Origin of the sequence: Gordonia sp. SCSIO 19800, from assembly GCF_018132775.1 — a bacterium.
Taxonomy (GTDB): Bacteria; Actinomycetota; Actinomycetes; order Mycobacteriales; family Mycobacteriaceae; genus Gordonia; species Gordonia hongkongensis.
On sequence record NZ_JAGRQM010000017.1, the window covers coordinates 63,362 to 76,120 of the forward strand.

The 12,759-nt window shown below is 67.3% G+C and carries 14 protein-coding genes; 10 read left to right on the top strand and 4 right to left on the bottom strand.

Annotation, left to right across the window (positions count from 1 at the left end):
• Window positions 1–98: 98 nt before the first annotated feature.
• The 5 genes from KB201_RS17920 to KB201_RS17940 all read left to right on the top strand — a co-directional run bounded on the left by KB201_RS17920 (window position 99) and on the right by KB201_RS17940 (window position 3,704).
• The gene (locus KB201_RS17920) at window positions 99–1,418 is read left to right on the top strand and encodes a cytochrome P450 (RefSeq protein WP_058253568.1); all 1,320 of its coding nucleotides are present in this window, start codon (window positions 99–101) and stop codon (window positions 1,416–1,418) included.
• Window positions 1,415–1,867, top strand: a complete 453-nt coding sequence (locus tag KB201_RS17925) for a nuclear transport factor 2 family protein (protein ID WP_058253567.1) — start codon at window positions 1,415–1,417, stop codon at window positions 1,865–1,867. The genes KB201_RS17920 and KB201_RS17925 overlap by 4 nt, the downstream gene beginning before the upstream one ends.
• A 201-nt stretch (window positions 1,868–2,068) precedes the next feature.
• Complete coding sequence (locus tag KB201_RS17930; protein ID WP_058253566.1) at window positions 2,069–2,548, top strand: RNA polymerase sigma factor; 480 nt, start codon at window positions 2,069–2,071, stop codon at window positions 2,546–2,548.
• Window positions 2,545–3,159, top strand: coding sequence for a hypothetical protein (locus KB201_RS17935; protein ID WP_058253565.1), 615 nt, complete (start codon window positions 2,545–2,547; stop codon window positions 3,157–3,159). The genes KB201_RS17930 and KB201_RS17935 overlap by 4 nt, the downstream gene beginning before the upstream one ends.
• Window positions 3,156–3,704 (top strand): carboxymuconolactone decarboxylase family protein, encoded by a 549-nt coding sequence (locus KB201_RS17940; RefSeq protein WP_058253564.1) that lies wholly within the window; start codon window positions 3,156–3,158, stop codon window positions 3,702–3,704. Before KB201_RS17935 ends, KB201_RS17940 begins: the two co-directional genes overlap by 4 nt.
• 43 nt (window positions 3,705–3,747) lie before the next feature.
• Here KB201_RS17940 and KB201_RS17945 read toward each other — a convergent pair whose 3' ends face one another.
• The 3 genes from KB201_RS17945 to KB201_RS17955 are packed head-to-tail and all read right to left on the bottom strand — an operon-like array spanning window position 3,748 to window position 7,007.
• Complete coding sequence (locus KB201_RS17945) at window positions 3,748–4,926, bottom strand: thiolase domain-containing protein (protein WP_058253563.1); 1,179 nt, start codon at window positions 4,924–4,926, stop codon at window positions 3,748–3,750.
• A 6-nt stretch (window positions 4,927–4,932) separates the two neighbouring features.
• Window positions 4,933–5,976, bottom strand: coding sequence for a thiolase domain-containing protein (locus KB201_RS17950; protein WP_205333802.1), 1,044 nt, complete (start codon window positions 5,974–5,976; stop codon window positions 4,933–4,935).
• Window positions 5,976–7,007: an OB-fold nucleic acid binding domain-containing protein gene (locus KB201_RS17955; RefSeq protein ID WP_058253577.1), complete on the bottom strand. Its 1,032-nt coding sequence runs from the start codon at window positions 7,005–7,007 to the stop codon at window positions 5,976–5,978. Before KB201_RS17955 ends, KB201_RS17950 begins: the two co-directional genes overlap by 1 nt.
• A 91-nt stretch (window positions 7,008–7,098) precedes the next feature.
• Between KB201_RS17955 and KB201_RS17960 the strand changes: the two genes are divergently transcribed.
• From KB201_RS17960 to KB201_RS24975, 3 genes are all read left to right on the top strand, one after another.
• A complete protein-coding gene (locus KB201_RS17960; RefSeq protein ID WP_058253561.1) occupies window positions 7,099–8,136 on the top strand; it encodes an LLM class F420-dependent oxidoreductase in 1,038 nt (345 codons plus the stop codon).
• A gap of 235 nt (window positions 8,137–8,371) precedes the next feature.
• Complete coding sequence (locus KB201_RS24970) at window positions 8,372–8,764, top strand: PAS domain-containing protein (protein ID WP_240199161.1); 393 nt, start codon at window positions 8,372–8,374, stop codon at window positions 8,762–8,764.
• Window positions 8,761–9,000 carry an ANTAR domain-containing protein gene (locus KB201_RS24975; protein ID WP_231742642.1) on the top strand — a complete coding sequence of 80 codons (240 nt, stop codon included), beginning with the start codon at window positions 8,761–8,763 and terminating at the stop codon, window positions 8,998–9,000. Before KB201_RS24970 ends, KB201_RS24975 begins: the two co-directional genes overlap by 4 nt.
• 47 nt (window positions 9,001–9,047) lie before the next feature.
• Here the strand turns inward: KB201_RS24975 and KB201_RS17970 are convergent, their stop codons facing one another.
• Window positions 9,048–9,869, bottom strand: a complete 822-nt coding sequence (locus tag KB201_RS17970) for a crotonase/enoyl-CoA hydratase family protein (RefSeq protein WP_058253560.1) — start codon at window positions 9,867–9,869, stop codon at window positions 9,048–9,050.
• A 101-nt stretch (window positions 9,870–9,970) separates the two neighbouring features.
• Between KB201_RS17970 and KB201_RS17975 the strand changes: the two genes are divergently transcribed.
• Window positions 9,971–11,596 carry an acyl-CoA synthetase gene (locus KB201_RS17975; RefSeq protein ID WP_058253559.1) on the top strand — a complete coding sequence of 542 codons (1,626 nt, stop codon included), beginning with the start codon at window positions 9,971–9,973 and terminating at the stop codon, window positions 11,594–11,596.
• Window positions 11,597–11,618: 22 nt separating this feature from the next.
• Window positions 11,619–12,758 (top strand): nitronate monooxygenase family protein, encoded by a 1,140-nt coding sequence (locus KB201_RS17980; protein WP_058253558.1) that lies wholly within the window; start codon window positions 11,619–11,621, stop codon window positions 12,756–12,758.
• Window position 12,759: the final 1 nt, after the last annotated feature.

The window sequence follows — 12,759 nt, forward strand, 5'->3', positions numbered from 1 at the left end:
AAACTAGAACAAGTTCTCGTCAGAGAGTGCCGTATGCGTCACAGTGTGCTTCAATGTGATTGAAACAGGTTCTAAATCTCACAGCGAGGTGGTGTGACGTGACCCAGGCCCAGAGCGCCCCGATCGGCAGCGAGCCGACCCCGGCGGATTCTGCGCGCACGAGCCCTTCCGACGTAGTCGCGAAGTGCCCGTTCATGGAGCAGGAGGGGTGGGACTTCACCAACCCCGATCTGCTCGAGCAGGGAATCCCCGTGAAGGAGTTCGCGCAACTGCGCAAGACCGCGCCGGTCTGGTGGAATGCCCAGGCGCCCGGCAAGGGCGGTGGTTTCCACGACGGCGGGTACTGGGTGATCTCCAAGCACGCCCATGTCCGCGAGATCTCCAAGAACAACGAGGACTGGGAAACCAACGCCAACGGCGTCATCATGCGTTTCGAAGACGACATGACCGCCGATCAGATCGAGATCACCAAGGCGTTGCTGATCAACCACGATCCGCCGGAGCACACCCGCCTGCGCAAGCTGGTCTCCAAGTTGTTCACGCCGCGCGCCGTGCATTCACTCGAGGAGAAGCTCGACGACGCCGCCCGCGACATCGTCGCCAAGGCCGCGGAGAAGGGCAGCGGTGACTTCGTCAAAGACGTGGCCGTCGACCTGCCGCTGCTGGCCATCGCCGACCTCCTCGGCGTGCCGGAGGTGGATCGGGAGAAGCTGTTCGACTGGTCGAACTCGATGATGAACGCCGACGACCCGGATTACACGACGGATCCGCAGCAGGCCAACGCCGAGATCCTCGGCTACGGCTACACGATGGCCGAGGAGAAGCGTAAGAATCCCGGCGAGGACATCGTCACCACGCTGGTGAACGCCGACATCGACGGGCAGTCGCTCGACGAGACCGAGTTCGGGTTCTTCTTCATCCTGCTGACCGTCGCCGGCAACGAGACCACCCGCAACGCCATCAGCCACGGGATGAATGCCTTCCTGGACAACCCCGATCAGTGGGAATTGTTCAAGAAGGAGCGCCCGGCGACCGCGGTCGACGAGATCGTGCGGTGGGCGACCCCGGTCAACTGCTTCCAGCGGACGGCCAAGCGCGACACGCAGATCGGCGGCGTCGACATCGCCAAGGGTGAGCGCGTCGGCATGTTCTACGGTTCGGCGAACTACGACGAGGACGTTTTCGACGATCCGTTCTCGTTCAACATCATGCGCGATCCCAACCCGCACGTCGGGTTCGGCGGCAACGGTGCGCACTTCTGCGTCGGTGCGAACCTCGCGCGGATGGAGATCAACCTGATGTTCAACGCGCTCGCCGACATGGTGCCCGACATCACCAAACTCGACGCACCGCGCCGTCTGCGCCACGGCTGGATCAACGGCGTCAAGGAACTCCGCGTCGACTACGGCACCAAGTGACCGCAGCAGAGCAGACACCGGCCTACCTCGGCATCGACCGGGAGAACCATCCCGCAGTCGTGGCGGGGCGTCGTTCGCGTGAGTTCGTGGGGTCCAGGGACAAACAGGCCTGGATCGACAACTTCGCGGCAGACGCCACGGTCGAGGACCCGGTCGGCCCGTCGATGTTCGACCCGGACGGCGTCGGATTCCGCGGGCACGAGCAGATCTCGGAGTTCTGGGACAAATCGATCGGGACGACCGAGAGCATCGAGTTCCGCTTCGACGAGGAGATCATCTGCGGGAACGAGGTCGCCTACATCGGCAGCATCGTCACCCACATCGCCGGCCATGTCTCCGAGGCGCGCGGGGTGTTCACCTATCGCGCCGACGCCGACGGCAAGCTGTCGGCACTGCGCGCCTTCTGGGAAGTCGAGAAGACGATCAACTCGGTGCGCAAGGCCGGATAGTCGCAACACGAGCCGCCACGGGCGGGACAGGGTGCTCACCCTGTCCCGCCCGCGGTCGTTTGTGGGCCGGGTTCTCCCATCCGTCGTTACAGCGCGTCGGCCGGGCCCGAAGATGGGGTGACAGGTTCACCGACGCCCCCACGGCGTCGTCGACGGAGGGGGAGCGACTCGGAGTCCGGCGCGGTCGATCAGTTCGACGCGGTGTACCGCGAACACGTTGCGGGGGTCTGGCGCTACGTGCGGACCCGTGTGCCCGGGGCCGCCGACGCCGACGACGTGACCGCGGAGGTCTTCGTGAAGGCGATGCGCTCGTGGGACCGGTTCGACGACCGGCGCGACAGCGTCGGCGCCTGGCTGATCGGGATCGCGCGGCATGTCGTCGCGGACTGGTGGGCCCGGCGATCCCGCGAGGTGCCGGTCGCCGAGGTCGACCTCGGCGACGCCGGGGTGTCCGTTTACGACGGCGATCCCGAGACCGCGATGCTGCGGGCCGCCGCGGCCGACGATGTGCGCAGCCGGTTGTGGGTTCTGACGGCGCGCGAGCGGGAAGCCGTGACCCTGCGATTCGCCACCGAACTCACCTCCGACGAGATCGGCGCGGCGATGGGGATCTCGGCGACGGCCGCACGGATGCTCGTCTATCGCGGGGTGGCGAAGTTGAGGGAGGTGATGCCGAGGTGACGCCTCACGATCCGAGTGAACAGTTCGACCCCGTGGACATCGCTGCGGCCGAACGACTCGATGACGCGATATCGGCAGTTCTCGACGGGCGCGACGTCCCGAATGCTCCGGACCCGGAACTCGAGTTGCTCGCCGGTGGCTTGCGGCCCGACCCGCCCGCGTCGACCTACGTTTCGGTCGACCGGATACTGCATCCTGCGCCTGCCGGTCGTCGGAGAAGACGGTGGTCGGCGGCGCAGGTGGCCGCGGCCGCGCTCGGCGCGATCCTGATCATCCATGGCGTCGGGAACATGATTGCCGGCGAGTGGATCTCGGCGTCGCTCGGCGAGCCGTTCAACCAGCACGCGATGGTCGACGGCGGATTGGCGTTCATCGCCGTCGGCGCGGCGATCGCGGTCGCCTCGACGCGTCGCCAGTGGCTACCCGTCGCCGTCATCGCGGGCGTGCCGCTCGGACTGGTGATGGGCGGACGCGGTCTCCACGAGATCGGCGTCTTCGCCTGGGGTGCGGTCGCCCACGGTGCGGTCGGTGTGGCTGCCCTGGTGCTGCTGGTCACATATGCGCTGGGGCGGCGTTACAGTTTTCGGCCGGATCGGGAAGGACGGGTATGAGAGCACTGCATCGAATCCGGAATTATGTACGCGCGATGCGGCGGGCCCGGCGTCATCGCACCGAACTCGTCGGCCACCTCGTTCGTCGGCCGCTGGTGGCGGGCGGGATCGCCGGGATGGAGAGCGCGATGCTGCTGTCCAACCGGATGGATCCGAAACTCAAAGAACTGGCCGAGCTCAAGGCCGCCGGCATGGTCAGTTGCGAGTTCTGCCTCGACATCGGCTCCGCGCTGGCGTCGGGCGCCGGAATCACCGAGCAGCAACTCCGCGATCTGCCGCGCTATGAGGAGTCGACGGCCTACACCGATCTGGAGAAACTCGTCATCGGCTACGCCGAGGCGATGACCCGTACGCCGGCTGTCGGCGACGATCTCGCGGACCTGCGCCGCCGGTTGGCCGAACACCTGTCGGAGACCCAGATCGTCGAACTCGCGATGACCGTGGCCTGGGAGAATCAGCGCGCGCGTCTCAACCAGTCGCTGGGTGTGCGACCCACGGGAATGGCCGACGGCCTCGCCTGCGCTGTCCCCGAACGCACTTCGTAGCATTCATGCGCACATATGGCGCATGAATGCCACGAGGTTCCGCTCAGTGCAGGGGCTTGTCGGCGCCGACGAGCCACATCGAGAAGTACTGCGAGCCACCGCCATAGGCGTGGCCCAGTGCCTTCCGGGCGTCCGGGACCTGGTGGTCTCCGGCTTTGCCCATGACCTGGATGGCGGCCTCGGCGAACCGGATCATGCCCGACGCCCCGATCGGGTTCGACGACAACACACCGCCGGACGCGTTGAGCGGGATGCGCCCGCCGATCTCGGTGTCGCCGGATTCGGTGAGCTTCCACCCCTCGCCCTCGGCCACGAATCCCAGGTTCTCCAGCCACATCGGCTCGAACCAGGAGAAGGGCACGTAGATCTCGGCGGCGTCGATCTCCTCCAGCGGGTTGCTGATGCCGCCGGCCTTCCACAACGCGGCCGCGGCATCGCGACCGGCCTGCGGGCTGACGACGTTGCGGTGCGCGTAGGACAGCGGCTCGGTGCGCATCGCGGTGGCATGGATCCACGCCACCGGATCGCCTGCGGCGATCGCGGCATCGGCGACATCCTCGCTGCCGATGACGACCGCGCAGGCCCCGTCCGACGACGGGCAGGTCTCGTCGTAACGGATCGGGTCCCAGAGCATCTGCGAGCTCATGACCTTCTCGACCGTCTGATCCGGTTGGTGCAGGTGCGCAAGCGGATTCAGCGCGCCGTTACGGCGATCCTTGGCGGCGACCATCGCCCCGATGTGCTCGGGCGCGCCGGACTGCCGGATGTAGGCGCGCACGTGCGGGGCGAAGAAGCCACCCGCGCCGGCGCCCACCGGCTTGGTGAACGGCACCGGGATCGACAGCGCCCACATCGCGTTGGACTCGGACTGCTTCTCCCAGGCGACGGCCAGGACCCGCTTGTGCACGCCCGCGAAGACCAGCGACGCGGCCACATTGGCCGTCGAACCGCCGACCGAACCCGCGGTGTGTACGCGGATGAGGCGTTTGCCGACAGCGCCGATGGCCTCGGCCATCGCGAGCTCCGGCATCATCGACCCCTCGAAGAGGTCCGGGGCCTTGCCGATGACGATCGCGTCGATGTCGTCGAGCGAGACCTTGGAGTCGATCAGCGCGGCGTCGATGGCCTCGCGGACCATGCCCGCCATCGTGACGTCGGACCGCTTCGCGACGTACCGTGTCTGCCCGGTGCCCAGCACCGCGGCACGATTGTTGTGTCCCATCAGTTCTCAGGCCCCCTCGTTGTTCTGGGCACTCAGGGTGACCACCATGTTCTGTTGCAGCAGCGGGCCGCTCGAGGCGTGGGCGACCGCGGTGCCGGCGTTGCCGCCGAGGATCTCGTTGGCCGCGTACCCGATCCGCTGGAGACCTGCGGAGAACAGCGAGTTGCCGGCCAGCGAACCGCCGGACGGATTGATGCGCACCGAGTCGGGGAGTCCGAGCGCGTTGCGGACGATGATCTCCTGGTGCGTGTACGACGCGTTGATCTCGGCGACGTCGACCGCGCGGCTGCGGTCGCCGAAGGCGGTGTCGCCGGCCAGCTTCGTCGACGGTGAGACGGTGAGATCGCGTGCCCCGAAGTTGGGTGTGTCGATGCGGTGATCCCACCCGGTGACGAAGGCAGGGTTGGCCACCAGCTCGCGGGCCTTGCGCTCGCTGGCGATGACGACCGCTGCGGCGGCATCGGTGTACGGCGCGATGTCGTGCTGTCGCAGCGGGTTCGCGACGTACTCACGACCGAGCAGCTCGTCGGCGGAACCGCCGAAGGTCCGCGCACCGACCGCGGCCATGTCGGCCTCGGTCCACACGCCCGCGTCGAGGCCGGCGCGAGCCTGCAGGGCGCCGAGCGACCGGGCATCCGGATGCAGCGGGGCGACGGTGTACGGATCGGTCTGCAGGGTGAGCGTCTGGTCGGCGTTGCCCGCGGTGGCCTTGCCGAATCCGTAGGCGAGGGCGAGATCGACCTCGCCCGTCGCGATCTTCACCCACGCCTCGTACAGCGCCCAGGCGCCGTCCATCTCGACGTGGGACTCGTTGATCGGCGGCATCGCACCGATCGAGTCGATTGCGGAGATGAACGAGAATGCCCGTCCGGCAAGGTAATCGGAGGAACCGCTGCACCAGAACTCGATGTCGGTGCGGGCGATGCCGAGTTCGGCATAGAGCTTGTCGAAGCAGGGGATCAGCATCTCGACGCCGTTGGTGGTGCCGTGGGAGCCGGCGATGTTCGGGCTGTGCGCGAAGCCGATGATCGCGATCGGTGGCAGTGTCATCAGAGGTGGTCCTTATAGGTCTCGTACTCGGCGTCGGGCTCTCCGGTGGGCGCGAAGTGGCTGATGTTGCCGATCGAGTACTCCCATTCGTCCTCGGGGAGCCAGACGGCCTTGACGCGCATGCCCATCCGGACCTCAGAGGCCTCGCAGTCCAGGATCAGGTGCAGGAACGGGATGTTCGCCCCGTCGAGGAGCACGTAGGCCGCCACGTAGGGCGGCTTGATCCGCTGTCCCTGGAAGGGCACGTTGACGATGCAGAACGTGGTGACGATGCCGGTGTGGGCCAACTCGACGCGCTCGGATGCGGGTGAACCGTCGGCGGGGCTGACGCCGCGGGGCGGGAAGTACACGCGCCCGGCATCGACTCCCGAACCGATGCGGGTGCCGATCAGCTTGCCCGCCTTCAGTCCTTCGAGGTACACGGACTCTTCCTCGTTGGCCGAGTGCGTGATCGCGGTGCTGACCGGGGTGGGGATGACGAGCAGCCCCGCCTCCGCGCCCTGGGGGGCGTCGGCGGTGTTGGCCGGAGCGGTGGCGGGTTTCTCGCCGGGGGCGAAGTACGCGATGTCGTCGATCCGGCCGATGCGCGCGGCGCCGAAGACGGCGTGGACCCGCAGGCCGGTCGACAGGTCGTCGGGCGAGTCGGTCGAAACCGCGTGCAGCAGTGTGGTGTCCGCGCCGTCGAGACGGATCAGCGCCCACGCGAACGGCGTGTCCAACGGTTGGCCCGGCACTGGCTCGGGGTTCCACGTCCACGTGGTCACCGTGCCGACGGTCGACACCTCGACGAACTCGGCGGACTGGGTGCCGGTGACGGGGTCGAACTCGACCGGGGGAACCGACACCTTGCCGTCGCTGCCCTTGGACCCGATGATCCGGCCATCGCGCAACGCGAGCGCGAACTGGCTCAGGACCGGGCCCAGCGACCGTGTGTAGTCGAAGGAGTTGGTCAGGGGAGCGGTCAGGATGGGGGACTTCGGCTCGGGCACCTCGGCGACGGGATTCGGGGCGGCCGGAGACGTTACGCTCATGCTCACATCTCGAGTAGAACACGTTCTAGTATTGGGCACAAGATGCATGTCAGGCCGTGGGAAGCGCGGCCCGGCGAGAAGGGGAGTGGTTGTGAAGCTCGGTCTGCAACTGGGGTACTGGGGTGCCGATCCGATTCGCGAAGCGCCGGAGTTGATCGCCACCGCGGAGGAATGCGGGTTCGACGCGGTCTTCACCGCCGAGTCGTGGGGCTCCGACGCGTACACGCCGCTCGCCTGGTGGGGCGCGGCGACCTCGCGCATCCGTCTGGGCACGGCGGTGGCCCAGCTGTCGGCGCGGCCGCCGACCTCCCTCGCCATGCACGCGCTGACCCTCGACCATCTCTCCGGCGGCCGGCACATCGTCGGACTCGGGGTGTCGGGTCCGCAGGTGGTGGAGGGCTGGTACGGCGAACCGTTCGCAAAACCGTTGGCACGCACCCGCGAATACGTGCGCGTCGTGCGGGACGTGCTGGCCCGAGAGGACAAGGTGACCAGCGCGGGTCCGCACTATCCGCTGCCGTACCCGGGCGACGCACCCGGGGCGACCGGACTCGGAAAACCACTCAAGCCGATCACTCATCCGCTTCGCGCCGACGTCCCGATCTGGCTGGGTGCCGAGGGCCCGAAGAACGTCGCGCAGACCGCAGAGATCGCCGACGGCTGGCTCGCCATCTTCTTCAGCCTGGGCCTCGCCGACCAGTACAACTCGTGGCTCGACGAGGGGTTCGCCCGGCCGGGGGCACGGCGTTCCCGGGACGACTTCGAGGTGGCCGCGACGGTTCAGGTCGTCATCACCGACGATGTGTCCGCGGCCATCGATCGCTACCGGCCGTCGACGGCGCTCTACGTCGGCGGAATGGGCGCCAAGGAGAAGAACTTCCATGCCGAGCTGTACAAGCGGATGGGTTACGCCGACGCCGTCGACGAGATCGTGAGCCTGTTCCTCAGCGGCAAGAAGGCCGAGGCGATCGCCGCAGTGCCCGACGAGATGGTCCGCGAGACGATGCTCGTCGGCACGGCCGACGAGGTGCGCTCTCAGATCAAGGAGTGGGAGGCGGCCGGCGTCACCATGCTCATGGTCACCGCCCGCGACACCGAGACGATCCGGGAACTCGCGACGTTGGTGTGACGACGCACCCGGTGTCGGCGTGTGCCCGACGGGACACGGTATCGGTGATCCGCCGCGTGCGACCGTCGTCGACGACTTCCCAACTGCAGAACCTGCGGCCGTGCATGCCGATCGAACATAGAATTTCTCGCGTGCAGCCAAGTGATCACGGCCCCGTTGCGGAGACGCCGACCACGGACGGGATGGCCTCCCGGCGGGTCGGCAGACCGGCCGGTCCGGCCGGATGCCGTCGGGCATGCAACGTATCGGCGGCTTCCGCTTCTTCTACGAGGGCGAGAAGTGGGAATGGTCCGATGAGGTCGCCGCCCTGCACGGTTATGCGCCGGGGGAGGTCGAACCGACCACCGAACTCATGCGCCGCCACAAGCACCCCGACGATCGAGCCCACTTCGACGCCGTGCTGGCCGAGATGCTCACCAATCACACGCCGTTCTCGAGTCGGCACCGCATCGTCGACACGTCCGGGCGGGTCCGACCGGTCGCGGTCATCGCGCATTCCATCACCGACGCCACGGGGCGGGCCATCGGCACCGAGGGCTTCTACCTCGACCTGACCGACGCCGAGATGGCCGTGGTGCAACGGCGGGCGACGACCAGGTACGAGCCTTCCGCGACAGCAGCGGCGTGATCGAGCAGGCCAAGGGCATGCTCATGCTGGTCTACGGAGTCAACGCCGACCGGGCGTTCGACATGCTCAGGTGGCGCTCACAGCAGGAGAACGTGAAGATCCGCGACGTCGCCGCAGCCCTCGTCGACGAGATCCAGGCGGGCATGACCATCGAAGAGCATCATCGTCGGCGTCTCGACGAGATCGTGCTGCGCCCACGTAGGTCGTCGGAGGATACGTCGGACGCCGTCTGCTGACCGGGGGCGTCGCGGAAGTCGCTGCGCGGCGCGACCGCCCGGTGCCGCTACTCCCCGGTGAACTCCGGCGTGCGCTTCTCCGCGAACGCGCGGGGTCCGACCTTCGCATCCTTCGACTTGAAGACCGAGATGCCGATCTTCGCATCGATCTCGAAGGCGTCGAGTTCGTGTAGGCCCTCGGTGTCGCGGATGGTCTTGAGGATGCCCTGCACCGCGAGCGGACCGTTGGCCGCGATTTTCCCGGCGAGTTCGAGTGCCTTGTCGAGAGCGGTCCCGTCGTCGACGACATGGCCGATCAGTCCGTATTCGAGCGCCTCGCGCGCGGTGATGTGGCGGCCGGTCAGCAGGATGTCGCACGCCACGGTGTACGGGATCTGCCGGACGAGGCGAACCGCGCTGCCACCCATCGGGTACAGGCCCCAACGGGCCTCGGAGACACCGAACTTCGCGCTCTCGCCGGCGACCCGGATGTCGGTGCCCTGCAGGATCTCGGTACCGCCGGCGATGGCGGGTCCCTCCACTGCGGCGATGAGCGGCTTGGTGAGACGGCGTCCCTTCAGCAGGGCCGGCAACGAGGCCGGATTCCACGCACCGGAGTCGACGGTGTCGCCGGGAGCGTTCTTGTTCATGCTCTTCAGGTCGGCGCCCGCGCAGAAGTACCCGCCGGCGCCGGTGAGGATGGCCACCCGGATGTCGGGATCGGCATCGACCTGGTCCCACGCCTCGGTCATGATCCGCATCATCTCCGTCGACAGCGCATTGCGCGCCTCCGGTCGGTTCATCGTCACGATCAGGATGTGCCCGCGCTTCTCGACGAGGCACTCGGGTGCCTTTTCGGTGACGGACTCGGCGGGGGTTGCTGTGGTCATCGCTGCACTCCGGTGTCGCTGTGCTCGGGTGGTGATCAGGTGATGGCGGCGGGCGCGTATTGCCGCTTGCCCAGAACGATAACACGTTCTAATTTTGAACCATGGCCTACACAATCGCCGACCTCATCGAGCATGCCGTCGACCTTGTTCCCGAGCGCGTCGCGCTCGAGTCGGGCGACCGCTTGCGCTCCTACGCCGACCTGGAGGCGCGTGCCAACGCCCTCGCCCACAAACTCCGGGAACTGGGCGTACAACCGGGCGACCGAGTGGGTCTGTACAGCAGGAACACCATCGAGTCGGTCGAGGCGATGGTCGCCATCTTCAAGGCTCGCGCGGTGATGGTCAACGTCAACTACCGCTACGTCGAAGCCGAGTTGGAACACATCTTCACCGACTCCGGGATGAAGGTGCTGATCCACGAGCGGAGCTTCGCCGGTCGCGTGTGCAACACGTTGCCGAAAGCGCCCGATCTCGAGTACCGCGTCGTCATCGAGGACGGGTCGGACGAGGACCTGTGCTGCGCGGGCCACAGCGATGCGATCTGTTTCGAGGAGGCGATCGCGGTGTCGTCGACCGAACGCGACTTCGAGGAACGCAGCGACGACGACCTGTACATGCTCTACACCGGCGGCACCACCGGGAAGCCGAAGGGCGTGGTGTGGCGGCAGGAAGACGTGTGGCGCGTCCTCGGTGGTGGAATCGACTGGTACACCAGCGAACCCGTACCCGACGAGTGGCATCTTGCCAAGACCGGTGCCGAGGGCGGACAGCTCGTCCGGTACCCGATTCCGCCGTTCATTCACGGCGGCTCGCAGTGGGCGATCTTCCAGTCCCTCTTCGCCGGCGGAAAAGCGGTGGTGTACCCCGAGTTCAGCGGATCGTCGGCGTGGGACATCGTCGAACGACACAAGGTCAACGTCGTGTTCATCACCGGAGATGCGATGGGGCGCCCCATGATCGAGGCGCTGGAGAGCGGTGGGGACCGTGACCTGTCGAGCGTGCTGTCGATCGCGTCGTCGGCCTGCCTGTTCTCACCGAGCGTCAAGGAACAGTTCCTCGACCGGTTCCCGAATTCGGTCATCATCGACGCGATCGGATCGTCGGAGACCGGCTTCGGCGGGATGGGCGTCGTTGCGAAGGACACGCCGCACACCGGCGGTCCGCGGGTGAAGGCCGACAAGGAGACCCACGTCTTGCGGGAGGACGGTACGCCGGTCGAGCCGGGCAGCGGCGAGGTCGGTGTGCTGGCGCGATCCGGCCACGTACCGCTGCGCTACCACAACGACCCGGAGAAGTCGGCGAAGACGTTCAAGGTCTTCGACGGCGTGCGCTACTCGCTGCCCGGCGACAACGCCGTCCTCGAGGCCGACGGCACGATCACCATGCTCGGCCGTGGGTCGGTGTCGATCAACACCGGCGGCGAGAAGGTCTTCCCCGAGGAGGTGGAGGGGGCGCTCAAGGCCCACCCGGACGTGTTCGACACCGTCGTGGTGGGTGTGGCCGATGACCGGTGGGGTCAGCGCGTCGCGGCAGTCATCGCGACTCGGGACGGTGCGCGCCCGTCGCTCACGAGTCTCAACGACGTTGTCCGAAAAGAGTTGGCGGGCTACAAGTGTCCGCGCAGCGTGTGGTTCGTGGACGAGATCAAGCGTTCTCCCGCAGGCAAACCCGACTATCGATGGGGAGCGTCGGTCACCACCGAACGTCCCGCCGACGAGGCGCAGTAGAGCGCCGAAAGGGAGCTGAAACATGCGTACTGAACTGGTCGAGAAGTTCGGCATCGAGTATCCGATCTTCGGATTCACCCCCAGCCAGGACGTGGCGGCGGCGATCAGCCGGGCCGGTGGCCTCGGTGTCCTGGGTTGTGTCCGCTTCAACGAGGCCGAGGAGCTCGACGAAGTCCTGGAGTGGATGCACGAGAACACCGACGGCAAACCGTTCGGCGTCGATGTGGTGATGCCCGCCAAGATCCCGACCGAGGGCTCGAAGATGGACCTCGACTCGATGATCCCGCCGGAGCACCGCGCGTTCGTCGAACGCACGCTCGACGATCTGGGTGTGCCCCCGCTCCCGGGTGGAGACCGGGTCGACGCCGGGGTGCTCGGCTGGTTGCACTCGGTCGCGCGCTCGCATGTCGACGTCGCGATGGAGCATCGTCGTAAGTACGGACAGATCAAGCTGATCGCCAACGCACTCGGCTCGCCGCCGGCCGACGTCATCCAGACCGCGCACGACAACGGCGTCCTGGTCGCCGCGCTCGCGGGCGCGAAAGAGCATGCGCTGCATCACGTCGAGGCGGGCGTCGACATCGTCATCGCCCAGGGCTACGAGGGCGGCGGGCACACCGGTGAGGTCACCTCGATGATCCTGTGGCCGGATCTCGTCGACGCGGTCGGTGACACCGCGCCGGTCCTCGCGGCCGGTGGCGTGGGCAGTGGCCGCCAGATCGCCGCGGCGATCGCGCTCGGTGCGCAGGGCGTGTGGATGGGCACGTACTGGCTGACGGCGGCGGAGTACAAGCTCGGCGTGCCGGAGGGTTCCGACAAGCCGTCGACTGTCCAGCAGGCACTGCTGAAGGCGACGTCGCGGGACACCGTGCGCCGCCGCATCTACTCGGGAAAGCCTGCGCGACTGCTGAAGACGGCCTGGACCGATGCCTGGGACGCCGAGTCCGCGCCCGAACCGTTGCCGATGCCGCTGCAGAACCTGCTCGTCGCCGAGGCGCACGCACGGATCTCACAGGCCGACAATCCCGATGTCGTCGCGATGCCGGCCGGTCAGATCGTCGGACGCTGCAACGCGATCACGCCCGTCGCCGACCTCATCGCCGACCTCGTCAGCGAGTACGAGGAGGCCGTCGGCCGGATGAACAAGACGCTGGGCGGCTGAC